21 protein-coding genes and 1 pseudogene are annotated in these 22,085 nt (G+C 57.1%); 8 read left to right on the forward strand and 14 right to left on the reverse strand.

Going from position 1 to position 22,085, the window contains the following annotated elements; all coding sequences use genetic code 11:
- Nucleotides 1-6: 6 nt before the first annotated feature.
- Nucleotides 7-933 (forward strand): AraC family transcriptional regulator, encoded by a 927-nt coding sequence (locus G6L01_RS23770; RefSeq protein WP_070167337.1) that lies wholly within the window; start codon nt 7-9, stop codon nt 931-933.
- Between the two features lie 544 nt (nt 934-1,477).
- Here the strand turns inward: G6L01_RS23770 and G6L01_RS23775 are convergent.
- The gene (locus G6L01_RS23775) at nt 1,478-2,506 is read right to left on the reverse strand and encodes an IS110 family RNA-guided transposase (RefSeq protein WP_060718548.1); all 1,029 of its coding nucleotides are present in this window, start codon (nt 2,504-2,506) and stop codon (nt 1,478-1,480) included.
- A 205-nt stretch (nt 2,507-2,711) separates the two neighbouring features.
- On the opposite strand from G6L01_RS23775, the gene G6L01_RS23780 reads away from it, so the two are divergent.
- On the forward strand, nt 2,712-3,023 hold the full coding sequence (locus tag G6L01_RS23780; RefSeq protein ID WP_041699667.1) for a DUF736 domain-containing protein: 312 nt from the start codon (nt 2,712-2,714) through the stop codon (nt 3,021-3,023).
- A 45-nt stretch (nt 3,024-3,068) separates the two neighbouring features.
- Here the strand turns inward: G6L01_RS23780 and G6L01_RS23785 are convergent, their stop codons facing one another.
- Complete coding sequence (locus tag G6L01_RS23785) at nt 3,069-3,347, reverse strand: HU family DNA-binding protein (protein ID WP_012648969.1); 279 nt, start codon at nt 3,345-3,347, stop codon at nt 3,069-3,071.
- Nucleotides 3,348-3,430: 83 nt separating this feature from the next.
- A complete protein-coding gene (locus G6L01_RS23790) occupies nt 3,431-3,643 on the reverse strand; it encodes a WGR domain-containing protein (protein ID WP_070166150.1) in 213 nt (70 codons plus the stop codon).
- A 115-nt stretch (nt 3,644-3,758) separates the two neighbouring features.
- Here G6L01_RS23790 and G6L01_RS23795 point away from each other — a divergent pair.
- Nucleotides 3,759-3,892: pseudogene (locus G6L01_RS23795) on the forward strand (IS5/IS1182 family transposase); the annotation flags it as partial.
- A 378-nt stretch (nt 3,893-4,270) separates the two neighbouring features.
- Here the strand turns inward: G6L01_RS23795 and G6L01_RS23800 are convergent.
- The 8 genes from G6L01_RS23800 to G6L01_RS23835 all read right to left on the reverse strand — a co-directional run bounded on the left by G6L01_RS23800 (nt 4,271) and on the right by G6L01_RS23835 (nt 12,854).
- Entirely contained in the window at nt 4,271-4,858 is a 588-nt protein-coding gene (locus tag G6L01_RS23800; RefSeq protein WP_234892440.1) for an AP2 domain-containing protein, read from the reverse strand.
- Between the two features lie 42 nt (nt 4,859-4,900).
- Entirely contained in the window at nt 4,901-5,374 is a 474-nt protein-coding gene (locus G6L01_RS23805) for a hypothetical protein (RefSeq protein WP_070165767.1), read from the reverse strand.
- 4 nt (nt 5,375-5,378) lie between these two features.
- Nucleotides 5,379-6,431 (reverse strand): hypothetical protein, encoded by a 1,053-nt coding sequence (locus G6L01_RS23810; RefSeq protein WP_070165769.1) that lies wholly within the window; start codon nt 6,429-6,431, stop codon nt 5,379-5,381.
- A gap of 4 nt (nt 6,432-6,435) precedes the next feature.
- On the reverse strand, nt 6,436-7,497 hold the full coding sequence (locus G6L01_RS23815) for a hypothetical protein (protein ID WP_081344102.1): 1,062 nt from the start codon (nt 7,495-7,497) through the stop codon (nt 6,436-6,438).
- 11 nt (nt 7,498-7,508) lie between these two features.
- Nucleotides 7,509-8,903, reverse strand: a complete 1,395-nt coding sequence (locus G6L01_RS23820) for a DUF4150 domain-containing protein (protein WP_070165777.1) — start codon at nt 8,901-8,903, stop codon at nt 7,509-7,511.
- The gene (locus tag G6L01_RS23825) at nt 8,900-9,970 is read right to left on the reverse strand and encodes a DUF2169 family type VI secretion system accessory protein (RefSeq protein WP_070165779.1); all 1,071 of its coding nucleotides are present in this window, start codon (nt 9,968-9,970) and stop codon (nt 8,900-8,902) included. The genes G6L01_RS23820 and G6L01_RS23825 overlap by 4 nt, the downstream gene beginning before the upstream one ends.
- 10 nt (nt 9,971-9,980) lie before the next feature.
- Nucleotides 9,981-12,206 carry a type VI secretion system tip protein TssI/VgrG gene (tssI, locus tag G6L01_RS23830; protein WP_070165781.1) on the reverse strand — a complete coding sequence of 742 codons (2,226 nt, stop codon included), beginning with the start codon at nt 12,204-12,206 and terminating at the stop codon, nt 9,981-9,983.
- A gap of 390 nt (nt 12,207-12,596) precedes the next feature.
- Entirely contained in the window at nt 12,597-12,854 is a 258-nt protein-coding gene (locus G6L01_RS23835; protein WP_070165783.1) for a WGR domain-containing protein, read from the reverse strand.
- Between the two features lie 357 nt (nt 12,855-13,211).
- On the opposite strand from G6L01_RS23835, the gene G6L01_RS23840 reads away from it, so the two are divergent.
- Complete coding sequence (locus tag G6L01_RS23840; protein WP_070165788.1) at nt 13,212-13,421, forward strand: hypothetical protein; 210 nt, start codon at nt 13,212-13,214, stop codon at nt 13,419-13,421.
- A 302-nt stretch (nt 13,422-13,723) separates the two neighbouring features.
- Here the strand turns inward: G6L01_RS23840 and traG are convergent, their stop codons facing one another.
- From traG to traC, 3 genes are read right to left on the reverse strand one after another with little or no spacing between them, the layout of a single operon-like run.
- Nucleotides 13,724-15,670: a Ti-type conjugative transfer system protein TraG gene (traG, locus tag G6L01_RS23845; RefSeq protein WP_070165791.1), complete on the reverse strand. Its 1,947-nt coding sequence runs from the start codon at nt 15,668-15,670 to the stop codon at nt 13,724-13,726.
- Complete coding sequence (traD, locus tag G6L01_RS23850) at nt 15,657-15,872, reverse strand: type IV conjugative transfer system coupling protein TraD (RefSeq protein WP_070165793.1); 216 nt, start codon at nt 15,870-15,872, stop codon at nt 15,657-15,659. The genes traG and traD overlap by 14 nt, the downstream gene beginning before the upstream one ends.
- A gap of 4 nt (nt 15,873-15,876) precedes the next feature.
- On the reverse strand, nt 15,877-16,173 hold the full coding sequence (gene traC / locus G6L01_RS23855) for a conjugal transfer protein TraC (protein ID WP_070165795.1): 297 nt from the start codon (nt 16,171-16,173) through the stop codon (nt 15,877-15,879).
- 255 nt (nt 16,174-16,428) lie between these two features.
- On the opposite strand from traC, the gene traA reads away from it, so the two are divergent.
- The 4 genes from traA to G6L01_RS23875 are packed head-to-tail and all read left to right on the forward strand — an operon-like array spanning nt 16,429 to nt 22,058.
- Nucleotides 16,429-19,731, forward strand: coding sequence for a Ti-type conjugative transfer relaxase TraA (traA, locus tag G6L01_RS23860; protein ID WP_070165797.1), 3,303 nt, complete (start codon nt 16,429-16,431; stop codon nt 19,729-19,731).
- Nucleotides 19,728-20,258, forward strand: a complete 531-nt coding sequence (traF, locus tag G6L01_RS23865) for a conjugative transfer signal peptidase TraF (RefSeq protein ID WP_070165799.1) — start codon at nt 19,728-19,730, stop codon at nt 20,256-20,258. The genes traA and traF overlap by 4 nt, the downstream gene beginning before the upstream one ends.
- Nucleotides 20,259-20,295: 37 nt before the next feature.
- Nucleotides 20,296-21,414, forward strand: a complete 1,119-nt coding sequence (locus tag G6L01_RS23870) for a conjugal transfer protein TraB (RefSeq protein WP_070166151.1) — start codon at nt 20,296-20,298, stop codon at nt 21,412-21,414.
- An 11-nt stretch (nt 21,415-21,425) separates the two neighbouring features.
- Nucleotides 21,426-22,058, forward strand: coding sequence for a TraH family protein (locus tag G6L01_RS23875; protein ID WP_070165801.1), 633 nt, complete (start codon nt 21,426-21,428; stop codon nt 22,056-22,058).
- Nucleotides 22,059-22,085: the final 27 nt, after the last annotated feature.

Below are 22,085 nucleotides of genomic sequence, written 5' to 3' on the forward strand. Positions count from 1 at the left end.
ATGGAGTTGTTGCCAAATCCTATGATTGACGGACATCGCCAATCGATGCGAGGCCAGCTGGTCGAGTTGGCCGGCGGTCTAGCTCCGCGTCACGGATACAATCCGACCGGACTCGATCGCGTTCGTATTCTCCGCAGCGAGGCCGTGCTCCACGATGTCCCGGTCCTCTATAACCCAGGCGCGGTGTTCGTCCTGCAGGGCAGCAAGCAGGGCATGCTGGACGGAGAAATCTTCCGCTACGATGAAGACCACTATCTGGCTGTTTCTGTCCCCGTGCCTTTCCGGATGGAATCGACCGCCAGTCCGGAGAGGCCATTGCTTGCGGTCTATCTCGAATTCGATATGCAGTTGGCGGCTGAGATCGCCCTGCAGGTCGAAAAGCGCAACGAGCTTGCGGGTCATCCGCCACGCGGTTTGATGTCGAACAAGATGGATGCTGACATCGAGGACGTCCTGTTACGCCTGTTGAGGGCGCTTCGCAGTCCGGTCGAAAGTGCTGTTCTGGGTGCGGGCATTCTGCGCGAACTGCACTATCGGGTGCTGGTCGGTCCGCAAGGCGGCGCAATGATTGCCGCGCTTCAGCACAGTGGACCATACGGGAAAATCTTCCGGAGCCTGGCCTGGCTGCGGGAGCACTACGGCACTGAAATCTCAATCGCCGAGCTGGCCGGCAGGGTGGGCATGAGCGTGCCGTCCTACCATGTGCATTTCAAAAACCTGACTGGCACCAGTCCGATGCAATACGTGAAGGCCATGCGGCTGCAAGAAGCAAGATTGATCATCGCCCGCCAGGAAAAGACGATTGCGGTGGTCGCGAGGTCAGTCGGTTATGCAAGCCCGGCCCAGTTTAGCCGAGACTTTAAGCGACATTTCGGTCGCACAGCGTCGGAGGAGGCGAAATGGGTCAGACACCATCTTGGCGAACTCGTCTGAGCATAAGCGAGGAGGCATAATGCCCGTTCCGGCAATCTCTCATATGTGGGCGTTCGCTTCGATTATTCGATTGGGAGTTGTGGCCACTGTGCAACCCGCTCCAATTCGGCACCTCCCGATGATGCCATAGTCGTAACACTTGATCTGTCAGCCGGCACGTCCAATGCGGTCTCGATGCGGCATGTCTGACCAAAGACCACCTCGCGATGCTCGGCTCGATCGGCATCCGCAACGGCCGGATCGTTTTCTTCCCCTGTGCGCTGAAGCGCCCATTCCTCGCGAGGCATATGTGGACACCCCCTCGGTCAAGCCTTTCTTCTGATCTTTTTGAACCCGGCTGGCTGCTCGCATATGTCCGGCCTCTCTGATGATCGGCCGAACGGCCGCGGGCCTTGATGAAATCCGCGGATCATGGTCCCAATCAAAAAAGCGCATTCTGCAGATGCAGTCTCGCGAACGGGTTGTCCTGATCCCCGGCGGAACCGGTATTCATCACGATCGTCTGGCAGGCCCTCCGAACTCGGTGACGCTGGTGCGTCGGTTTCTATGCGATGGCGTTTGTGTATACCGTCTGCCGAGTCATCACGGCCCATGCGATCCGCGCCATCTTGTTCGCCAGCGCCACGGTCGTCAGGCGCGGGGGCTTCGTTAACAACAATTTCCTGACCCACTCGATGAGCGGCCCGTGCATCTTATGCCTGACATGCCTGAGGACGGCTGTCGCGCCGACGATCAGCAGCGTTCGCAGATATCGGTTCCCGGCCTTCGTGATCCTGCCGAGGCGCTCTTTTCCTCCAGACGAATTCGATCGTGGCGTCAGCCCGAGCCATGCGGCAAATTCTCGCCCCGACCTGAAGACTGACGCATCAGGCACCGTCGCCGCCAGTGCTGTGGCAGTGATGACGCCGACGCCCGGGATCGTCGCAAGCCTGCGGCCTGCTTCGCTCGTTCGTTGCCATTCGCGTATCTTGGCTTCAAGTGTCCTGACCTCGGCGGTCAGGGAGTCGATTTGCCTGGCCAAGGATACGACAATGTCAGTCACGAGCGGCGGAACGTCCAGCTCTGTCGGCTCGTGTGCGAGCACCCGCTCGACGAGCTCTGCCGTTCTTTCGATCCCGACCGGCGCCACGATGCCGATCTCGGTGAGATGGCCTCGTAAGGCGTTCACCAGCATGGTCCTCTGCCGGATGAGGAGAGCACGCGACTTGTGCACCATCAGGATCGACTGCTGCGACGCGGTTTTGATTGGAACGAACCGCATGGTCGGCCGGGTCACAGCCTCGCAGATCGCCTCGGCATCCACCATGTCGTTCTTCCCCCGCTTCACGTACGGCTTCACATAAGCCGGCGCCATCAGCTTGACCTCATGGCCCATGCCTGTCAGTTCGCGAGCCCAGTGATGCGCGGAGCCGCACGCCTCCATGCCGATCAGACTCGGCTCCAGCTTGGCAAAGAATGCAAGAAGGTGTGTGCGCCGGAGTTTCTGAGCGATCACGACACGACTGCTGTCATCAATGCCGTGAACCTGGAAGACATTCTTTGCAAGGTCGATTCCGATTGTCAGCCTGGACATCCCGTTTCCTTTCCAACGTTTGATTGGTCCCTGCCGATATTCTCGGCGGTAGTGGTGGGGGTGTCCACATCATCAAGAAAGCCTCTCCCTGGCCGTCCTCCACTGCGTTTCGGCCTTTCAGGTGCAGGCCGATCGTCCCCGGTCCTATCGACTGCCATCGAGGCCGCGATGGATGCGGCCCGAACAACCGAAAAGGATTACGACAATGGCAACCATCGGCTCTTTCACCGCTTCCGGCAACGGCTTCTCCGGCACCATCAAGACCCTTAACCTCAACGTCAAGGCAACCATCCGCGCCGTCGAGCGCACTTCCGAAAAGGGCCCGGACTACCGCATCCTCGCCGGGGCTACGGTCGAATTTGGCGCAGCCTGGAAGAAGACCTCGAACGAAGGCCGCGACTACCTCTCGGTCAAACTCGACGACCCGAGCTTCCCGGCCCCCATCTACGCAACGCTGATCGAGGTCGAGGGCGAGGAAGGCCTCTCCCTCATCTGGTCCCGGTCGAACCGGGACTGATACTGGATGCCCCGCCCGACAAGGCGGGGCTCTCCACGTCAAGGATCACTTGTTCAGTGCATCCTTGAGCGCCTTAGCAGGCGCGAAAGTCAGCTTCTTCGAAGCGGCAACAGTCATCTTTTCTCCGGTCGCGGGATTACGACCCTCGCGCTCAGGCGATGCCTTGACCTTAAACTTGCCGAAGCCGGGGATTGAGGTTTCAGCGTCGGAGCCTGCGGCATCGGCGATTGCCTGGAAGACAGCCTCGACAATGCCCTTGGCCTGAACCTTCGTCAGGCCGTTATCGGCTGCAATCTTGTCGGCGATTTCATTGGTGGTGGTCATGGAATTCCTCGCATCTTGTTGTCAAAGATAAAATCCGTGTCAGCTTATGGCCGGATTGTCATCGGCGACGATGGGGACGAGGGTCAGATCCGCTGGATGTCCACAGGTGGTTTCGGCCGGTAGCCCCGTTTACGCTTCTCGCGAAGCACGTCGAGCAACAGGATGATGGCCTGACTCTCATTGTCGAACAGACGCACCATCTGCTGTCCGCGCGTTCCGATCCGGCCCCAGGCGCGCGCAAGCGACACCTCTCCGAACAATGTCGGCTGAACAGCAAGCGCATAGAACCGCGCCATGTTCTGTTCCGGCGCGATACGCTCGACATAGATGTGGTAGGGCGTTGGGGCAGGGATCAAATTTCAATGTTCTGCGTCTATACGGCCGGATCAAAAACAGGTTGATTGATCCCGGATGCCACACAAACATAACGCCGCCCGCCGCCATGAGATCGGTAAGATGAAGTTCAAAGTGACGAACCGGGCGGAGTATGAAGCGGGCTTTGCCGCCGTGGCAGTTTAACCCTTTGGATAACGCCGGAAGCAATCCGTTCGTCGCCAAGCCTTGACGGGAGAAACCGAATAAGCAGGGCCATCAAAGACCAAGTTCTGCACGTTTACCGATCCCTGCACCAGCGCCACGTGCAATAAATGGTGATTTCGGTGCAAATTATTTGAGACAGAAGCGATCAAGCGACGCACATTCGTTGAGAGAAAGTTTACAATCTCGGAGACAGACGCAAAATCGTGATACTTCGGCGCAAATTGTCGGTGTCTTTAAACTCGCCAGAAAAGACCAAAGGGTGGATGTACCCTTGCGCTGATTTCCGCAACGGGTCTTCTCGTGATTTTCTAACGCCAATATCGGTCTATTCACTACTACCAAAAAACGGGCCGTTTTTCTGGTGGCGCTGATAACAATGCCTTCTAATCGTTGTTGTCGTCTTGGGTAAGCTTCTCATGAAGTTTCAAAGCTTGCGGGCTGCGTAAAGCCGGATCTTCGCCATTTTCGACAGCCAGGACCATGCGAATGCGTTCTTCTTCCGCCATGCGGCGGGCGGTCTCATAGCCGAATTTGCTGACGTTGAAGGTGCGCGTGAACTGTCGGCGGCGGCGCTTTCCTGCAGGGACCGGCGTGTTATCATCGAGGGCGATCTCAATACGAGCCATCCAGATACCGCTTTTATGCGCCCCGGTAGGTCCGATAAAATAGACGCCCGGCACGCTGCTGCCTTCTGAGCGATTTTTGCGCACCAACATGCGCATGTCATTGTTTGTCAATGGGGGGACGACCCTGAGAACGGCATCGCGATAGGCTTGCGCTATTTCCAGCGCCTGTTCCTTGCCGCCATAGGTGCTGTCACTGAAGGTCATGTGGATCGATTTTCCGCCACGGGAAAGATTGACCATCCAGGCATCTTGTCTGTGCTTGTCGATGTCCAGTCGATGAATCGCGTACATGGATTCGTCGTGAAAGCGCTCCTCTGGAGCATGTTTAGGTCGCGATCTGATCATTGTTATTGCCGTCCGATTTCGAGCATTTGACCAATAAAAGTCTCAGGCTGGCTGCCATTCTTGCGGCACCCCAAGGCGGGCCATAATGATCCGATCAAAACCAATCATGCCCTCATTAAACCGCAGCTCGATAAGGCGTCCCCCTTCCATGAAGAATGAAATCCGGCGCTCATCGGCATCGCCGCTCACATCGCCTGGTCCGGCTATATTACCGGACAGTTTCATGGTGGCGCTGGCCGGCGTCTCGTTTATCGGATCCAGGCCAAAGGGCATTGGCGAGGTGCTATCGCCTTCGGCGCTGACCAAGATGATTTCGTCTTGCCAGTTATCCAGCGATGTCCCAACTCGGCCGAATGTCAGGATGAGACCCCAGGATCGATCAGCCCTGGAAAATGCTCCGGGTTGCAAAGCAGGGTTCGGCATAGGCCGCCCAAGCTTCAGCATCGTCTCTTGAAGCCAATCGGCCATGTGATAGCAATTAATGCGTTCGAAAAATGCGTCCGCCAAACCCGCCATCGTCTCACCTCAACAGATCATTGCCAGGGAAATCGATGCGCTCCCAGTGCGTGCCGTCATAGCGCAGCAAGTCCTTGCGGCCCATGACCCATAGCACGCCGTCAACTGCCTCGACGGCGGAGACATCTTCGATGTCGGGCGTGAGGCCACAGCGCACTTGTTCGACATGGTGGCCGTCGAACACGAACAGCCCGCGAGGATCGGCATAGCTGGAGAGATAGAGACGTCCGTTGAACATGGTCATGCCATTGAAATCAGGCCAGCCATCAATTCCCCGCAGCGCGTCGAGATCCCGAAAGCCCGTCTTGTGATTGCCGACCAAGAAGTTTCCATCACGGCCAGCGACCCAGACGCGGTCCTCATTTTCCACCAGGATGGAGAGGAGGCCACGATCCGCCTCGGTCGGGATTTCGGTGATTTTCTCTCCGTCAAACCAGTAGACGGTTTTCTTTTCCCCGGCAAAGTAGATGCTGTCTTCGGAGAGGCCGAAAACGTCCCAGAGACTTTTTGATTCATTCTGTAATCTTAATTTTTCTTCTTTATCGTAATTTTCTTGCGTGCGATTCTCTTTAATTCTTAAGAAGGCACCCATCAATCTAAGCTCTGACTTAGGGTCCATAATTGCATCCGGTCCATCAAAGAAATCCAAGTCCAAGGCTTGCCATTGTCCTTCGGATGATCTCCGGTAGGTTTGCCCACCGTCGCCACAAACATAAAGGTGATCGCCGATCTGCCTGATCTTGACCAGATAACCAAGCCTATGTTTTGTGCAAGGAGCCTTGGGAAGATCCAAGATTGTCTCGCGGTCCTTCGTGTGGAAATTGACCACTGTGCCAGTCTCACCCAACACATAGAGGACGCGGTGAGGACTGCCCGGCTCGCGGTACAGCGTCAAACTCGCCAGCGCGAAATCGAATGTCTCATAAGACCACTCCCCCGCATTATACTGGCAGATAGCCGTGAACGGCGTAGCCAGTTCCTGATCGTCGGGCATGGTGCCGAGATAGACGATATCGCTGTTGACAGCACAAAGACGAGTGAAGCTGGCCTTTTTCATCAGCTCACCTTAGCGGATCATTGCCAGGAAAATCGATGCGCTCCCAGTGCGTGCCGTCATAGCGCAGCAAGTCCTTGCGGCCCATGACCCACAGTACGCCGTCAACTGCCTCGACGGCGGAGACATCCTCGATGTCGGGCGTAAGGCCAGAGCGCACCTGTTCAACATGGTGGCCATCGAACACGAACAGCCCGCGCGGATCGGCATAACTGGAGAGATAGAGGCGCCCGTTGAACATGGTCATACCGTTGAAGCTTGGCCAACCATCGATTCCCCGCAGCGCGTCGAGATCACGGAACCCTGTCTTGTGATTGCCGACCAGGAAGTTTCCGTCGCGGCCTGCGACCCAAACGCGGTCCTCATTTTCCACCAGGATGGAGAGGAGCCCACGATCCGCCTCGGTCGGGATTTCGGTGAACCGATGGCCGTCATACCAGTAAATATTTTTTTTCTCGCAACAGACATAAATACTTTCCTCTGAAAGGCCATATATGTCCCAGAAGAGCTTTGATGCATTTTCAGTACGTAATTTTTCAAATTTATCTAAGTTCTCTTGCGTTAATCCTTCCGCTGTTTTCAATAGGTTCATCATTGTCTTGATTTCAGATTTTTTATCTGAGATAGAATCGGGACCATCAAGTAAAGTCTTGTCCAAAATATTCCATTTACCCGATGGTGCTCGGGTATGTACTTGGCCTCCGTTGCCACAGGCATATAGCTTTTCACCAATTTGCCTAATTTTATGCAAATACCCAAGTCGATAATCTTCCTGTAAAGCGAACCTATTGGGCAGAATTTCTTCTCGCGTCTTCGTCGCAAAATTCAGCACAATGCCAGTTTCCGATAGCAGATAGAGAACACGATATTCAGCATCTGGAGCCTTATAAAGCGTCATATCCGCCAACGCGAAATCGAAAGTTTCGTATGACCAATCACCCGCATTGAATTGACAAACTGCTGTAAAGGGTGCGCCAAGTTCTTGATCGTCCGGCATGGTGCCCAAATAGACGATATCTCGATTGACCGCTCTTAACCGTGTAAAGCTGACTTGGCTCTTAGTTTCCATTTAAAAATCTCTTAGTGGTGTGTAGCACGGGTACCATTTGACAGAATGTTGTAGGTTTCAGTACCCTCAACTGGTGGCATTATCGTTGTCCTCCCTAATATGTCCGAAAACAACGACGGCTGTTTTCTTAGAGCCTGAAATATCTCCAAGGTGCATTCACCCTGTGTAGCACTAATAGCTGTGAGAGCGGAGATGTCCGTTATGCTGTCTATATCCAAAGTCCCCTGCGGCGTGCTGCCTCCTGAACCTCTCAGAGCTATCTCGTCATCCGCCTGATGCGCCAGTCCATGTTCACTCCCCGCGTCTGCCTTATATCCCTTCAAACAAATCGACGGTCCCTGTCCGAACGTTGGCAATCCAGGAATTCGTTTCTGCCCTTTCTCGGCCTCTGCACGATTACCGTAACGCAGTGTGTAATCCGGCACGATATGGTGCGCCTGATAATCAGAACCACATTCGACACCGCAGACATTCTTGATATCATCATAGGCGCCTGTAACGCATCGGCACTCCCTTTTGCGCTTCTGTTGCCCCGTGATCTTGGTGTTTCCGTCCGTCCGCCCATTGGCCGGCGCCGTCGTTTGCTTTTCCTCAAGTTCCTGCTTCTTTCCAGGTTCGGTCGGGGCCGTGTCGGTTGGGACACCATTATCGATAGGAGTATTCGTGTGAGTCGGTTGTGTCTTTAGAAAGCCATGACTCAACCAGTCCGTCGGCTCATTGACGTTCTGCTTCAGATAATAGTCAGCCGCCCCCATCAGCTCCATAGCGCCTGCACCGCTCGGATTGATCGCTCGGATGTTTTTAAGCCCGTTGATGATGGTCCACCATCGCGATCCATCCGACGCTGTCTGCTTCGTATCGGTCGGCTGGGTTTGGGCGGGTTTTGTAAATTGTCCGGTCGTATCGTTGAAGGCGTATTCCTTGCCAGGTTCGAAGGTCATGGGCGTCGCATCGCTCATGACCAGACCTTCCTGGCTCCGGCTAGCGGACGGTTGTTCTAAAGGAGGCGTTGGCTTAAAATCCTTCGACCCCGTGTACCAAACAAGTTTACCGACGGTATTCTTGTTGTTCATATACCATTCGTCGGTGTCGCGGGTGGCCCATTGGCCTTCGATACGGACATTGCGCGAATGAGTTTTGCGATGGCACACAGAGCCAACAGTGTTCGATTTGACGCCAAGACCCACGCCCGGCTCGTCGCCGAAGCATTTCGTGACAACCGAATTTTGCTTGTGGGCGCGCTGCCCAGTCATATGCACTGTTGCGGCCGTGCCGGCTGCGTCGGATTGGTAGGCTATAATATTGTATGGCACGCAGGCATGCGGCGAGCGGCAAACATCAGGATATTTCGAGATGATCAGACCCAATCGCGTCTCGCGGCTTGCCTCTTGCGATGGATAGCTCATGCCGCAGCCTCCGTCAGTCCATGCAGGCTGGCGCGTGGCAGGCTGGCCGCTTCCTGATCCGCAAACGGCCTGTCTGACAGGTTGATACATAGAAAATTCGGGCAGATCGGCAGCCAGGCGCGCCAGGTCAAATCGACGTTCCGGGCGCCATTGCGAAAGTCGATATGCACGCCGTCGAGGTTGAGCTGCACCACAACCTGGCGGCCGTCGCGCCACCGATAGCTCGCAACAGGGCGCAGCGCAGGGAGCGCGAACTTGAACGTCCCGCCGCCAGGCGTCAGTCTCGCCATCTCCACCATCTCGTCGCCCGCCAGAAAACCTGGATAGATCATCGACGGATGGGCCGAATGATAAAACCGATAGTCGAAATCGACGGGAAGCTGCGGATGTCGATGCGCCTGCCAAGCGTCGTCATAAGTGCCCGCATATCTCTGGCGAAAATACCAGAATGGCGCCACCGGTCCGAGGCCTAGCGGCTTGCGTGCAAAAAATGGATCTGAATAGTCTTCTTCGGCGTCATCGATGCGTGGTGCTGGCACTGATGCGGATGACAACGCCTGTTCGGGCGTCGGCCTCGATACGCCTATCGGATTGCCGGGAACGCTGGGTGAACCCAGTCCTTCGATGTGGCCATCGCCGGCTGCCAATCGGTAATCAATCGGAACCTCGGTCGCCTCCTGTGGATCTGACAAGCGCCATTTGCCTGCGGTGCAGACCCAGGACCGTGTTCCTGTCACCCGAATGGCATGAGAAAGCTGTCCAACCTTAACGGCAACGAGCCAGTCCTGTTTGGCGCGCCCGTCCGGCGCATAGGCTGCACCGAGAAACGTGATGTCGCTTGCCGGTTTGAATGGAATGAGATCAGCAGCTTTGATCAGAGGCGAGGTATGGGGATTGCCGTCATACTCATCCACCAGCACGATATCCTGCCGGTCACTGAGCTGAAGAGAGCCGTCCGCGTTGACCTGATAACGTCCTCGCACCGCGATCACGCCCATATCCTCGCCATCGCGATGGGCTTGCTCGAAACCGATGGCAGCAAGGCGCGTGAGATTTTTTCCCAGCATGCACGCGCCCTCAGTTCAGATCGATGACTTCGCCGTTGATCTGGACATGTCCCGATGCGGCGAAGTTAAACTTGGTGCCGACGATCGTGACATTGCCAGCCTTGTCCATCATCAGCTTGGATTCGCCACATTTGATGATGAATTCCTCGCCAGCGTTGATGGTCATGGTGTGACCGACGGTGGTGTTCTTGTAGAGACCGATTTGTTCGGTTCGGGCAATGCCAATGGTGTCGGAGCGAAATTTTTCGATCACCGTGTTCACGATGCCGCTGATCGGCAGAATTTTGCCCAACAGTCCGCCAAGGGTCGATCCCGTCGATGCCTGCTCCGTGCCGGCTGCCGTTCTGAAGTTGCCGGCGTTGGTGACATCCGCATTCGCCGATAGAGATGCAACCTCCGCCGTTACTCCCGTCGAAGCCATGGCCCCGGCGAATTCCTGCAACAGACCGTGACCGATAGCGGACGAACCATTCTTACTGTCTATGCCACCAGCCGCCGCGATACTGGCAAGAGAGGCGAACAGAGAAGAGCTTGCACCTCCGCCAACGGTGACATTTTTAGACCCGCCGATTTTTTCCTGATGATTCTGGCCGACGTCAATTGATTTATTCTGCCCGATACTCTCGACCTGATGAGCGTCGACCCGTTTGACGCGATTATTCAACACTTTGATCGTCTGATCCTTCTGAGCATGGAAGAACATATTCTCCTGGCCGTTCTCATCTTCGAAGGTCATTTCGTTGAAGCCGCTACCTTTATGGGTGTTGGAGCGCAGCACCATGCGGGTCTTGTTGGCGGGCAGGTCGTAGGGCACCGGGTTCTTTGGGTTCGGCACCACGCCAATAACCAGCGGCCGGTCCGGATCGCCATCCACGAAGGACACCATCACTTCCATGCCAATGCGGGGAATGACCTGCGCACCCCAGCTGCCACCGCCCCAAGCCTGGGCGACGCGCACCCAGCAGGTATCACTGCCGTCCTTCTGTGCTTTCCGATCCCAGGGGAACCATAATTTTAATCGCCCGTATTGATCCGTGTGGATCTCCTCGCCCGATGGTCCGGCGACAATCGCCACCTGTGTCCCCTCGATGCGCGGACGTTTGGTCTCTCGGTGCGGCGTTAGTGGAACGCGTGAGGGAATGGCCTCAAATGCGTTGGCATATTCCATCTCATTGCTGGCCGTCTCATAGGATCGGTCCACCACCCGATGCACAATGCGGGTAATCACATGCTCTTCGTATTTGTGTTCCGGATGCGGTTCCTCATAGGGCGTGAACCGGCGTCCTGCTTCCAGAAAGCGCACATTGGACTGGCCCGTCACCCTCTCATGATCAGCCTCCACGGCCTGCATCCGAAAGGTTTCGGCCACTTCGGCTTCTTTGACATCGCTGATGCGGGCCGGATATTCGTAAAGCTCGCGCTGCTTGGCGCCCGGCATCTGAATCAATGACGGCGTGACATTCAGCGGCACAGTGCTGGGCGTCTCGAAATTCCAATCCGCACCGGCGCGCTGGCCAGGGACATAGGAGAATTGCCGCATCCATTCGTTGATATGGTTGCGATCCGAGGAGCCTTGGGCAAGACGCACATTCTGCTCGCCTTCTGCCGCAGCCGATGGCGAGCCCCAGGCTACCTTGCTGTCGCTGACCTTCAGGCGGTGAACGCCTGTCTCGTGTTCAAACCAGTAGAATAACCCTTCTTGTTCGAACCGGCGCAGAAGATAATCAAGATCGGTCTCGTTCCATTGCGTTGAATATTCCCGCAACGGCGGCGTTCTATGCAGAGGAGCATATGCGGGGGCCGGAATGCCATGCTCGGAAAACAGGGTTTCCATCACCTGGATGGCCGTCATATTCTGCCAAATCCGGCAATCTGAGCGGCGCGACAGCAGCCACAGTTGCGGGCGGATGGTCAGCGTGTAGGAGCGCAACCCCCGAGTGACTGGCGGGCCTTCGGAAAGGTTCGTCACCAAGCCGTTGAAAGGCCGCCGCACGCCCTCGCCATCCAGTTCGCCCTGACGGATTTCCAGGGAGACATCGACCAGCTTGCCGATCAGCTCTTCAGGCTTCACCGCCTCGCGCTTAGCCCGCACCGACACAGTAATCTCGAACAGACGATTGACGCCTTCATCCACCGTCATCCGCTCAGGCAGCAACTGGTCTTCGCCCAAGGGCGACGAGACCTTCAGCACACGGCTCGCTTGAATGAAATCGGTGGGTGACAGAACGTCGTCCATGGAAGCCCCCAAATGTCGTTTTCAAAATCAACAGATCGTATTGCTGGCCACGCAATGGCTATTCTAATATTCTCTCATCAAGTGTCGCAATCACGACATCAAATCTGGAACCTAGATCACCCTACCAAAAGGTCAAGGTCTCGGTTGTAGATTTTTGTCTGGTTGTGCTTTCGCAGCAATTCGCTTTAAACAGTCGCTTTTTGTTGAGCAACAGGCCAAAATCCAAGCATCCTGAGCCATCAGTGCCATCAGTGCCATCAAAAGCTGCACACCCCTGCCGGAGTAAGTTCGAGGATCAATCAGCATGATCTTCGAAATCAATCATGTGCGTTCATCGCAACGAATATGATTTCATTCTCATTTATTGCGCGCCACGACAATAAGGGGCAGCTATTCAGGGCGATTGACCTCGCAATAACCCCGTCGTTTCTTTGTGCGCTCGAGGTGGGAAACGGCCCAATCCGCGTCTTCCTGGCGATCGAAGGTTTCAATCATCGTCTGGCCGCCTGAGCCGATCCGGCCCCAGTTGCGAATGACTGATGCGCCACCAAACAACGTTGGCTGGATTGCAAGCAAGTAGAAGCGTCGCATGTTCTGCGTCGTGTCAATGCGGTGAAGATGAACCAGGTCTTTCGCGTCTTTTTCCATGACCGCATTGTTGTTTCCTCTTGGAGCTGCGTCCAACGACTTTTCTGAATCGATACGGCTTGATTGATTCAAAGCCTTTATGAACCGCCGCTGTTGGACAATACCGAAATGGGCCAGGTGATTTTGTCCCATTCGGGTTGCAGCGCGATCCCGCTGACAAATTCGCAATGACGGCCAATGTGCTCTTTTGCGGGCGCAAGATCATCCGTCGAAGATGGCACCAAACGCGCGGTGTCCCGGAATCTCTTGATAAGATGCACGTCGAACATGCAATGGGGATCTTCGATATGTCGTGTTGAGGCTTGACGTTTTCTATCGATAATGAGAACATAAAGTGAACATTGATCGGAGGCCACCATGAACACAGCCGACATTGCAATTCAAAACGCCAGGCAGGAAATATCCAAGATACGAGCCGCCCGTGAGGTACACATGGCTCAACGCTTGGAAATGCAACGCAAGGCAGAGGCCATGATACGTCGTCCTCCGACATATATGGTAAGGAAATACGGCGGCCAGCAACTCACTCTCAACATCGGGGCGGGCCATGCAAACAAAGCCAATTGAACCCCAGGTTCATGATGAGGCGGCTCATCTCATCGCTTGGCACGATGGAGACGCGACGGCTGCCATCCGGACTTTGCTCAAAGATTGTCGCCATCTTCATGAACAGTTGCGGCTGGCGGCGGTTGCAATGGGCTGCGGATATACACGAGGCTGGATGCCGACAGCCGAGCCGAAACACCTCGACGTCGAAGCGGCCTCGACTGGTTGCAAAGAAACGTAGCCGCGCCCAATGTGAACAAAACGTATAGGTATGGATCGCCCTGTTGACAGGAGCGTACCACGTCAGTCTTCATCCGACTTCGTCACTTTGGGTGTGGCAATGGACGTTGTTGTCGTATGGGGGGGTGGAACCTATTCTCTCCAACGCAGGCTTTCATGTCTTCGCGTCGAAACCAGATGGCGCGCCCGCAGCGTAGCGGTGCATTGCCAGCAGTAAAGACGATTTGCTCGTCGCTGCGCATGCGCAGAACCTCATGCGGCAGGATCAACGGCCGGCGGCTGAGCTGCTTTGATCGCGACCGTGACGATCCCTTCATTCCGGAAGTGCGATTGGTTTGGTCGATCTCAACCGTGGTGTCACCACATCGCTTCGAGATGTAGTCTGCGGTGTCAGGATCGTTGATCGCCGCAAATGATATCCAGGATGCAGACTCGAACCATTTCGATGTTGCGTCCCGACCCCCATAAGCCTCGCGCATCTGGCCTAACGACTGGAAGATCAGCGTCAGCGTGATGCCATATTTGCGACCTGCATCGCGGGCGGTTTCAAGGATGCGCAGGTATCCGAGACGGGCGACCTCATCAAGCAGGAAGAGGGTTCGTCCCCTCACATCGCCATTGCGATTATAGATGGCGTTGAGCAGCGAGCCAATCACGACGCGCGCCAAGCCGGGATGCGCTTCCAGCACCTTGAGATCAAGTGCGATGAAGATGTCCGTTCCGCCCTCGGCGAGATCGTCGGTGGAGAAACTTTCGCCCGACACAAGACCAGCATAGTTCGGATAGGACAGCCAATGTGTTTCCTTCACGGCGTTTGCATAGACACCGGAAAACGTTTCCGGCGTCATATTGACGAAGACAGCGACGTTCTCCTTGACGAAGTCGGATTCCGACTGCTCATAGATATCGGTCAACCGTCCACGCAGCTTGGGCTCTGGTTCGGAGAGATTGGCCCGGACACGGCGCAGCGTCTGCTCCTTTTCGTCGGTATGGCCGGACAGACAAACGTCGGCGATAAGTGCGGTCAGAAGCTGCATGGCCGAGGCTCGAAAGAAATCGTCGCGGGCGGACGCTGTGCGTGCATTGTCGGTCATGATCCAGGTGGCGACGGCGACAATATCCTCTTCCTTCGTATTGCCGTGACGGCCGATCCAGTCGAGCGCGTTGAAACCCACTCCCTGAAGGGTGGGATCCAGCACAATCACCCTCCGGCCAGCCTTGCGTCTGTGCTCAATGACCATCGGCGCGACCTCGCTGGACGGATCAAGCACCACCAGCCCGCCGCCCCATTTGAGCGCTGTCGGGATCGTCACCGACGTCGTCTTGAAGCCACCGGAGCCGGCAAAAACGATACCGTGCGAGGAGCCAAACGACCCATCGAAGCAGAGCAGCGGCGACTTGCCTCCGGCACCCCAGCTCTGCAGATCATCGGCACGAAAAGGCATGGTGGCCACGCTGTCCTTGTCGACCCGATACCGCTCGCCAATAACAATGCCGCCGGGTTCGGGAAAGAGCTTTGCCGCCTCCTGCAACTTCATCCAGTCGGCTTCGCCATGCACCGCTCGCTTTCCGCCGACCCGCTTAGGTCCGGTTTGAGCAAAAGCGGCGTTGCCCTTGATCGCGACGCGCAGCGCAAACATTGCACTGACGAAGGCGACGCCTGCACCGACCATCGTCACTGGATCGGCATAGGTGAGAACCGATTGTCCTGCCGGTAAGTTGCCCGCGATGCCGGTCAGACGGATCGTCTCGCGTATGATCGCGATAATGATCGCCGTACTGTTTGCGGCTAGGACGCTCACACCTGCCGTCTTGATGTTGGCTGATCCATTTGCCGCGAACAACGCAACGACACCAGTTGCGGCGACCGCGATGTAGGGGAGGGCAAGGCCTGTTCGTCCCAGCATCAGCTTCGCCTGGGCGGATGAGCCGAGCTCCGCAAGCCGATGTTCCATTCCGGATGTCATGACCACCGCGGCAAGCATGATTGCCGCTGGCAAGACGAACAGCAAAAGCCTATTCACCGTCATTGCCAAACGCCTCCACGCCGATGGACGTCAGGCGCGATCGCTCCGCCTCATTGCCCTTGATCCTTTTGCTCGCATCGATCAGAACACCGAGCAGCAGCGCCCGTTTCTCGTATCGCAAGCCTGCTTTGACGATCAGGCCGCCGAGCTCGATCTTTTCGCGCGTGTCCTTTTTGCGCGCCTCTGTCGTCATTCCCTTTGCCATCCGATCAAGCCTCACCAGGCCCGCCCGCATCCGCGCCAGACGCGAGCGACGGGCGGGTGTCGCGATCTGGCTTTTCACCACGCCCATTCTCTTTTCCGGTCGTCGGTCCTTTGCCTCCGTGAAACCGCCCGGCAATTTCCTCGAAGGCAGCTTGAAGCTCTGCCTCGTCAATCTCGATCTCACCAATCCCGGCCTTCAGCGCGATCCGGCCGATGCGTTCGGCCTCGCGTGTTTCAGCCGCTCTCAGCTGGTCCTGTAATCTGGCGATTTCTTCCCTGATCTTCGATGACGGCTTCTTCATTCCGGTTGCTCTCCTTGGCGTCGTGGCGTTGCACTTGCGACGCCAAGTCTCCCCCGGATGCTCGAAAAATGGAATCTGCAGATCTGCAGATCGCCAAGGGCGATGCTTTCGTGAATGATCCCGCCGTTCCGAAGGAATGGCTCCAAGGGCGCAATTATACGTCGCTGATGCGACGTGCTTGCTCACGGCCCTGGTGGGCCGTCGTGGGGTCGTCGACCCCAACGAACGAGATTCGAACCGGGAGTGCTTTTAGCTGTGGCCATAGCCCATTTCTCAGCCAGCATCATCAGCCGCGGCGACGGCCGCAGTGCCGTGCTGTCTGCGGCCTACCGGCATTGTGCGAAAATGGACTATGAGCGCGAGGCCCGCACCATTGATTATACCCGTAAACATGGCCTCGTGCATGAGGAGTTCGTCCTCCCCGTAGATGCCCCGAAATGGGTCCGCTCCCTTATTGCTGATCGCTCTGTATCGGGTGCAGTGGAAGCTTTCTGGAACAAGGTCGAGGCCTTCGAGAAGCGCTCCGATGCCCAGCTCGCGCGGGACCTGACCATCGCACTTCCGCTGGAGCTGACGGCCCAGCAGAACATCGCACTGGTACGCGACTTCGTGGAAAAGCACATCCTTGCCAAGGGCATGGTGGCCGATTGGGTCTACCACGACAATCCCGGCAATCCGCACATCCATCTGATGACCACATTGCGCCCGCTCACCGAAGATGGGTTTGGAGCAAAGAAGGTCGCGGTCATAGGTGAGGATGGCCAGCAGGTCCGCACCAAGTCCGGCAAGATCCTTTACGAACTCTGGGCCGGCTCCACCGAAGATTTCAATGTCCTGCGCGATGGATGGTTCGAACGCCAGAACCATCACTTGGCGCTCAGTGGTATAGATCTTCGTGTCGATGGCCGCTCCTACGAGAAGCAGGGCATAGACCTGGAGCCGACCATCCATCTCGGCGTCGGCGCAAAAGCGGTCGAGCGCAAGGCCGAAAGCCATGGCGTGCGTCCGCAGCTCGAGCGGATCGAGCTGAATGAGCAGCGTCGAAGCGAGAACACCCGTCGAATTCTGCGACGCCCAGAGATCGTCCTCGACCTGATCACTCGGGAGAAGAGCGTCTTTGATGAGCGAGATGTCGCCAAGGTGCTGCATCGCTATATCGACGATCCCGGCATGTTTCAGCAGTTGATGGCGCGCATCATCCAGAGCCCGGATGTGCTCCGGTTGCAGCGCGATACGATCGACTTCACTACTGGCGACAACGTGACGGCCCGCTACACCACCCGGGGGATGATCACGCTGGAGGCAACGATGGCGCGGCAGGCCATTTGGTTGTCAAACCGAGAGGGTCGTGCCGTCTCTGGCACTGTGCTGGATGCGACGTTTAGGCGGCATGAGCGTCTGTCGGACGAGCAACGCACTGCAATTGAACACATTGCCGGTCCGGCCCGGATCGCTGCCGTGGTTGGCCGTGCGGGCGCTGGCAAGACCACGATGATGAAGGCAGCGCGGGAGGCTGGGGAACTGGCCGGATATCGTGTGGTCGGCGGGGCACTGGCTGGCAAAGCGGCTGAGGGTCTGGAGAAGGAGGCTGGCATTCAGAGCCGCACGCTTGCGTCCTGGGAGCTGCGTTGGGGCCGAGGCCGTGATGTACTTGACGACAGATGCGTGTTCGTGATGGATGAGGCTGGCATGGTCGCCTCAAGGCAGATGGCGGGCTTTGTCGATGCCGTGGTCAAGGCAGGGGCAAAGATCGTGCTGGTCGGCGATCCAGAGCAGCTTCAGCCGATCGAGGCGGGGGCCGCCTTTCGGGCCATCGTCGACCGCGTCGGATACGCCGAGCTGGAGACGATCTATCGCCAGCGCGAAGACTGGATGCGGCATGCCTCGCTTGATTTCGCGCGTGGCAATGTCGCTCGGGCGCTGTCTGCCTACCAGAGCGAAGGCAAGGTGCTTGGGTCGACGCTGAAAGCCGAAGCCGCCGACCATCTGATTTCCGACTGGTACCGTGATTACGACCCTGCGAAGTCCACGTTAATCCTCGCTCACCTGCGCCGTGACGTGGGCATGTTAAACGGCATGGCGCGTGACAAGCTGGTCGAAAGCGGCTTCATCGGTGAAGGCCATGCCTTTAGAACTGCCGACGGCATCCGCCATTTTGACGTAGGTGATCAGATCGTCTTTCTGAAGAACGAAGGATCGCTCGGCGTCAAGAATGGCATGATCGGTCATGTCATCGAAGCGGCGCCGAACCGGATCGTCGCTGTCGTTGGAGAAGGCGATCAGCGCCGCCAGGTGACGGTCGAACAGCGCTTCTACAGCAATATCGATCATGGCTACGCGACAACGATCCACAAAAGCCAGGGAGCGACCGTCGACCGGGTGAAGGTGCTGGCTTCGCTGTCGCTCGATCGTCATCTGACCTATGTGGCGATGACCCGCCACCGCGAGGATTTGCAGCTTTATTACGGGACGCGATCCTTTGCCTTCAATGGTGGTCTCGCCAAGGTTCTTTCTCGCAAAAACGCCAAGGAAACCACACTCGATTACGAGCGTGGAAACCTCTATCGCGAGGCACTGCGGTATGCAGAAAACCGTGGTCTCAACATCGTCCAGGTAGCGCGTACGCTGCTGCGCGACCAACTCGACTGGACACTACGCCAAAAAACCAGACTTGCCGATCTTGCTCAGAGGCTTCGTGCAATCGGTGAGCGCTTTGGCCTCCAACAATCCCCGAAAACCCAAGCGATGAAGGAGACAGCACCTATGGTCGCAGGCATCAAGACATTTTCCAGTTCCGTCGCCGATACGGCGGAGCAAAAGCTCGACACTGATCCAGCGCTCAAGAAACAATGGGAAGAGGTCTCGACCCGCTTTGTTTACGTCTATGCCGATCCCGAGACTGCCTTCCGGGCGATGAACTTCGATGCAGCGCTGGCCGATAAAGATAGCGCCCGCCAAGTGCTTCAAAAGCTTGAAGCAGAGCCGGCATTCATCGGACCATTGAAGGGTAAGACCGGCATTGTCGCCAGTAAGGCCGACCGCGAGGACCGTCGCGTCGCAGAACTGAACGTCCCCGCCCTGAAGCGCGATCTTGAGCACTATCTGATGATGCGCGAGACTGCCGTGCAGCGGCTACAGGCTGACGAGCAGGTATTGCGCCAGCGCATATCGATCGACATTCCAGCGTTGTCGCAGGCGGCACATGTGGTGCTGGAGCGCGTGCGCGATGCGATTGACCGTAACGATCTGCCAGCGGCCATGGCGTATGCGCTCAGCAATCATGAAACCAAGCTGGAAATCGACGGGTTCAACCAGGCCGTCACCCAGCGATTTGGGGAACGCACGCTGCTGACAAATGCCGCGCGCGAACCGTCCGGCAAGATTTTCGACACGCTCTCAAACGGAATGGAGCCAGAGCAGAAAGAGCGTCTGAAGGAAGCCTGGCCGGTGATGCGCACAGCCCAACAGCTTAGCGCTCATGAGCGTACCGTGCAGTCGTTGAAGCAATCCGAAGACCTGCGTCTCATCCAGCGCCAGAACCCGGTGCTGAAGCAATGAGGCGGCGGCAGCTACTCTTGTCTCTGGCGGGTGTCGGCGTGGTCATCTCCAGTCTTGTCGCGACCGGGTGGATTGGCGGCTATCGACTGAACCTGACGCCAAGCGAGCCACTCGGGCTGTGGCGCATCCAGGCGCTTTACCGCGACGTCGCGGTCGGAGATCTCGTGTTCGTCTGCCCGCCGGCTACAGCCACATTCGAAGAGGCATGGCAGCGCGGCTATCTCCGGCGCGGACTGTGTGCCAGCGGCTTTGCACCGCTCATCAAGACTGTTGCAGCACTCCCCGGCCAGCACGTCGTCATTGGCGAAACGATCGAAGTCGATGGCGTGCCGCTCGGCGCATCCCGCCTCCGAAAAAGTGATGGGCAACGGCGGGCGATCGTCCCGTATTCCGGTGGTGTCGTGCCGCGGGGGTACCTGTTTCTCCACTCATCCCTTGAGAGCTCCTATGACTCACGATATTTTGGACCGATCCCCGATAGCGGGCTCCTCGGGCTTGCCAAGCCGATCCTCACGTTTGATCCCTGACAGCTGGCGCGGACCGGTCCTGGTCGGGCTGTCGATCATGGTGGGGACGGTCGGCTGGAGCGGAAACATCATGACCTTGCCGGTCGGGATGCTGTTCCCGCTACTCTGGGGGCAATCGCCGTCACGTTTGGTCGCTGCTGCCGTCTCAGCTGGTTACTTCCTCGCCGCTTCCCGCGGCTTGCCCCAGGGCGTCGCCAATTTCTACGCCGCTGATCTTTGGCCCGGCCTGCTACTTTGGGCGGTTGCCTCGCTTGCTTTCGTCGTCGTGCATGCCGTCCTATGGGCAAGGCAAACGGAAAGGGTACGGGCGGTACGTTATGTGGTGGCCATGGTGCTGATGGCTCTGCCGCCATTTGGGATCATTGGCTGGGCGCATCCATTGACCGCGGCCGGCATCCTGTTTCCAGGATGGGGATGGTTTGGTCTCTGCGCAACCGCGATCCTGTTGGTCGTCATGACCGGTCGAAGGTGGAAAATCGGGGTCGCTGCCCTGGTGGGACTGTACGCCTGGTCCGCCACGAACTGGACGCAGCTCAAGGTACCAGACAGATGGAAAGGGGTCGATCTCGCGCTCGGGCAAAAACTCGGTCGTGACAACTCGCTCACCTACCAACGCAGTCTGATCGTAACCGCACGTGCGATGGCGGGCGAGAAGGCTCGTTTCGTCGTTTTGCCGGAGAGTGCGCTCGGCTTTTGGACGCCGACCGTAGCACGTCTCTGGCAGGATGGCTTGCAGGAATCCGGCGTCACCGTGATCGCCGGTGCAGCGGTCATCGATGCGACCGGTTATGACAACGTCATGGTGGCTATCTCTGCCAGCGACGCCCGTGTTCTCTATCGAGAGCGGATGCCGGTCCCGGTCTCCATGTGGCAGCCGTGGCTCGATTGGACAGGGCAGGGTGGAGGCGCACGCGCTGACCTTTTACGAAATCCGACCGTCGATATCGACGGCCAGAAGATCGCTCCGCTGATCTGTTACGAACAACTCATCCTCTGGCCGGTTCTGCAATCGATGCTGCATTCGCCTGATATCATCGTCGCCACAGGCAACGGATGGTGGACTGACGGCACCTCGATCGTTGCCATCCAGAAAGCAGGCGTGACTGCCTGGGGCAGGCTGTTCGGCGTGCCCGTCATCATGGCATTCAACACATAGGAGATTTCCCGATGGTCGATGCTGCCCTTATCCAGCAATGCGCCGATCCTGCTCTAAAACCCGCAATCGTCGAGCAGTTCATCGAACGGGCAGGGTCCCAGGATCCACTCTTTATTACGGTTCGCTCTGGGAGCCGAGCCATTCTGGCACCTAAGCCCGCGACACCGGATGATGCCCTGACGCTGATCCGTAACAACCTCGGCCGCAACACCGTGCGCGTTGGGCTAACTCAATATCCCGCCGGCCTCGGCATCCTGGAGGCCGGGCAACTGAAGCCCGACCTCGTCGATGCATGTACGAACATCAGCATGGGCACGGCGCTGTTTGCCAAGGTCTACCGGATCGTCACCAAATGGTATGGCAATCCAACCAACAACGATGTGCTGCCGCAGGTACTCGACGATGCCATCATGGCTTGGGAGACGGGGTATTTCGAGGGGGTGGCGGTGTTTCGGGCACCCGATCCCAAAGACATAAAATTGCTAGAGCCAATCCAAAATTGGCCGCCGGAGCAGGCGACGGATGATGTCAATCATCAACGCCAGGGTCATGAACAATCGCAAATGTCAGACGCCGATGCCGAAAACGACCCCAATAGAGCAGAAATCCGCGTCGACCTTTCCGGAATTGGTCGTTCCAGATGATCCAGCATCTGTGCTGATTTCAATCAG

It is taken from the genome of Agrobacterium vitis (assembly GCF_013337045.2).
GTDB lineage: Bacteria > Pseudomonadota > Alphaproteobacteria > Rhizobiales > Rhizobiaceae > Allorhizobium > Allorhizobium vitis_B.

Bases quoted from the DNA above. Each gene is read 5' to 3' on its own strand.
- traD (WP_070165793.1), bottom strand. From the start codon at position 15,872: ATGGCAAAGGGAATGACGACAGAGGCGCGCAAAAAGGACACGCGCGAA.
- G6L01_RS23815 (WP_081344102.1), bottom strand. From the start codon at position 7,497: ATGGAAACTAAGAGCCAAGTCAGCTTTACACGGTTAAGAGCGGTCAAT.
- tssI (WP_070165781.1), bottom strand. From the start codon at position 12,206: ATGGACGACGTTCTGTCACCCACCGATTTCATTCAAGCGAGCCGTGTG.
- G6L01_RS23800 (WP_234892440.1), bottom strand. From the start codon at position 4,858: ATGATCAGATCGCGACCTAAACATGCTCCAGAGGAGCGCTTTCACGAC.
- G6L01_RS23870 (WP_070166151.1), top strand. From the start codon at position 20,296: ATGGTGGGGACGGTCGGCTGGAGCGGAAACATCATGACCTTGCCGGTC.
- G6L01_RS23840 (WP_070165788.1), top strand. From the start codon at position 13,212: ATGAACACAGCCGACATTGCAATTCAAAACGCCAGGCAGGAAATATCC.
- G6L01_RS23875 (WP_070165801.1), top strand. From the start codon at position 21,426: ATGGTCGATGCTGCCCTTATCCAGCAATGCGCCGATCCTGCTCTAAAA.
- G6L01_RS23780 (WP_041699667.1), top strand. From the start codon at position 2,712: ATGGCAACCATCGGCTCTTTCACCGCTTCCGGCAACGGCTTCTCCGGC.
- G6L01_RS23810 (WP_070165769.1), bottom strand. From the start codon at position 6,431: ATGAAAAAGGCCAGCTTCACTCGTCTTTGTGCTGTCAACAGCGATATC.
- G6L01_RS23790 (WP_070166150.1), bottom strand. From the start codon at position 3,643: ATGGCGCGGTTCTATGCGCTTGCTGTTCAGCCGACATTGTTCGGAGAG.
- G6L01_RS23825 (WP_070165779.1), bottom strand. From the start codon at position 9,970: ATGCTGGGAAAAAATCTCACGCGCCTTGCTGCCATCGGTTTCGAGCAA.
- G6L01_RS23785 (WP_012648969.1), bottom strand. From the start codon at position 3,347: ATGACCACCACCAATGAAATCGCCGACAAGATTGCAGCCGATAACGGC.
- traF (WP_070165799.1), top strand. From the start codon at position 19,728: ATGAGGCGGCGGCAGCTACTCTTGTCTCTGGCGGGTGTCGGCGTGGTC.
- G6L01_RS23820 (WP_070165777.1), bottom strand. From the start codon at position 8,903: ATGAGCTATCCATCGCAAGAGGCAAGCCGCGAGACGCGATTGGGTCTG.
- G6L01_RS23775 (WP_060718548.1), bottom strand. From the start codon at position 2,506: ATGTCCAGGCTGACAATCGGAATCGACCTTGCAAAGAATGTCTTCCAG.
- G6L01_RS23835 (WP_070165783.1), bottom strand. From the start codon at position 12,854: ATGGAAAAAGACGCGAAAGACCTGGTTCATCTTCACCGCATTGACACG.
- traG (WP_070165791.1), bottom strand. From the start codon at position 15,670: ATGACGGTGAATAGGCTTTTGCTGTTCGTCTTGCCAGCGGCAATCATG.
- traC (WP_070165795.1), bottom strand. From the start codon at position 16,173: ATGAAGAAGCCGTCATCGAAGATCAGGGAAGAAATCGCCAGATTACAG.
- G6L01_RS23805 (WP_070165767.1), bottom strand. From the start codon at position 5,374: ATGGCGGGTTTGGCGGACGCATTTTTCGAACGCATTAATTGCTATCAC.